We start from the raw sequence: 2,100 nt of genomic DNA on the forward strand, positions 1-2,100 counted from the left end.
CCCATGTTTGACATGCTGCGGAAAAATGGGCCCTATAAACAGTATCTTAGTGGTACACAGATGGCGGTTATGGCACTACAGGGTTGGTTTTGGCAGTGAAGGGGCTCGCATTCAAACCACAGTGATTTGCTGCTGACCGGGACGGTCGCTGATGCCCAGTGCGTCATAAATGAGCTGCTGGCGCGGCTCGGCACGGGTCGCCTTGCGGACATGCACGGTACGCCCGTCCTCGCGCTTGAGCTCGACGGTGACGCGGTCCTGTCCATCGAGCTCGCGGCGAATGCCCTCCCAGCTGAGGTGAATGCCGCAGGCCTGCAGTTGCAGGCGGATGGTGTGCACCAGATGGTAGGCCAAGACGGAAATGAACAGATGCCCGCTGACGCGGTCGGTCTTGTGATGATAGACGGGGCGCAGGCCCAGCTCCGACTTCAGGGAACGGAACACCGCCTCCAGGTCGGTGAGCGTGACATAGGTCTGCCACAGCGTGCGCTCGTCCCACTCGGTCTGATTGGTGCGCAGGCAATAGACGCCGGGCAAGGTGTCATCCACCGGCGTGACGCGTTGCCAGTGGATCGCCTTGGCATTGGGTCCGGTCTCATCCTGCTCGACGCTGATCTCGTAGTACTGTGCCGCGCGCGGGTACTTCTGTTTCAGCCGCCCGATGGCCTCGAGCACCTTCTCGTAGCGCTTGACGGTGCGCGGCTTATGCAGCCCGTCGGCGAGCTTCTGCAATTTGGCTTCGAAGCGCTGTGCGAAGCGCTCGGCGATGCCGCGTTCCTTCTGCTCGCGTTGCGTGGAGTGGCAGTAGAGCTCGACCTCGCCGGTGTCGTCGTTGACCACGCGCTGCGCGCGGATCGTCAACGCCCCGTCCTCTTTGATCAGGCAGGCGTTATCGGGATCGAATTGCCGATGGCGCCGCCGGCTGACCACCACGTAGCGGTAGCCCTGTTCGTTGAGCCAGGCGATGTTGTCCTCGGTAGCGATGCCGGCGTCGAGTACCACCGTCGGCGGCGTCTCACGTGTCTGGGGCGCCAGCGCCTGCACCATCTCGGCCAGCGTCTGCGCCTCTGCGGCATTGCCGGCGAAGACTCGGCTGCGCTTCGGGAAGCCGCTGGCATCGAGCACCAGTGCCAGGGTCACCAGCGGGCGGTCGGTGCGCTTCTCCTTGGATTTGCCGAAGGCGGCATTGGCGTTTGCATGGGCCGTGCCCTCGAAGTAGGTATTGGTCAGGTCGTAGAGCGTGATCACCTCGTCCAGATCGAACAGGTCGCGCTCGCGTTCATACAGGAAGGCTTCCAATGCCGGTTTGTGCGCCAGCAGCCGGTCGGAGATCCGGTACAGCGCCATCAAATCCAGCGTGGTGAAATCAAAATCGATCAATTCCCCCAGCGCGCTGCGTTGTTGCAGCCAGTGGTGGGTGGCCAGTTCGCTGCCCGGTGCCACCATGCGCCCGATCAGCGTGCCGATGGCCGCGGCACGCTGCGGACCGTTGAAGCCCAGCACCGTCAATTGCTCGTCCAAGCCGACTTGGCGCAGCGCCGACAAGGCGACGTGCTCCACCGCCACGCTGCGCGGGCGCACGACCTCCACTGCACCGACATCGACGCTGTGATAATCCCCCGCCGCACGGCTCCCCTCATGGCGCCCGGCACGCGCCCGGATCACCTGCGCGGCATAGTGCTGGGCGGCTTGCTCCCAACGCGCATCCAAGTCCGCCACAAACAGTTCCGCCTGCCCGCCGACCAAGGCCTCGATGCGCTGCGCCAACGCCGGCCATTGCGCCTGCGGCACCTCGAAATGGCGCCCGAGGTTGAGCAGCGTGCGCTGGCGCACCCGGCCGCCTTCGCGGATCGACTCCACCAACCGATACGTGAAGTACGGCTCACCGCTGCGCCGGCTCTTGATCGTGGTGCGGCGGATGTACATGCCCGCGCATGCTGCGCCGGGTCCCGGCCGCGGTCAATACGACGGCGGACGAATATGGCACTACTTTCAGCGCCAAAACCGCAAGTCTTTGACTTTACTGATGGCCGCTTCCCGCTCGTGTACTTTCGATCAATGACTTACCGAAAATCCGCGCTGGAAAATGTCAAAGATGGG

General features: G+C 63.7%; 1 protein-coding gene. It reads right to left on the reverse strand.

Going from position 1 to position 2,100, the window contains the following annotated elements; genetic code table 11:
- Positions 1-111: 111 nt before the first annotated feature.
- Entirely contained in the window at positions 112-1,926 is a 1,815-nt protein-coding gene (locus tag CKO31_RS25605) for an IS1634 family transposase (protein WP_200243607.1), read from the reverse strand.
- Positions 1,927-2,100 lie beyond the last annotated feature (174 nt).

It is taken from the genome of Thiohalocapsa halophila (assembly GCF_016583825.1).
Classification (GTDB): Bacteria; Pseudomonadota; Gammaproteobacteria; order Chromatiales; family Chromatiaceae; genus Thiohalocapsa; species Thiohalocapsa halophila.

What these genes read in the sequence shown, in the direction of transcription:
- CKO31_RS25605 (WP_200243607.1), bottom strand. Translation starts at nt 1,926, where the DNA reads ATGTACATCCGCCGCACCACGATCAAGAGCCGGCGCAGCGGTGAGCCG.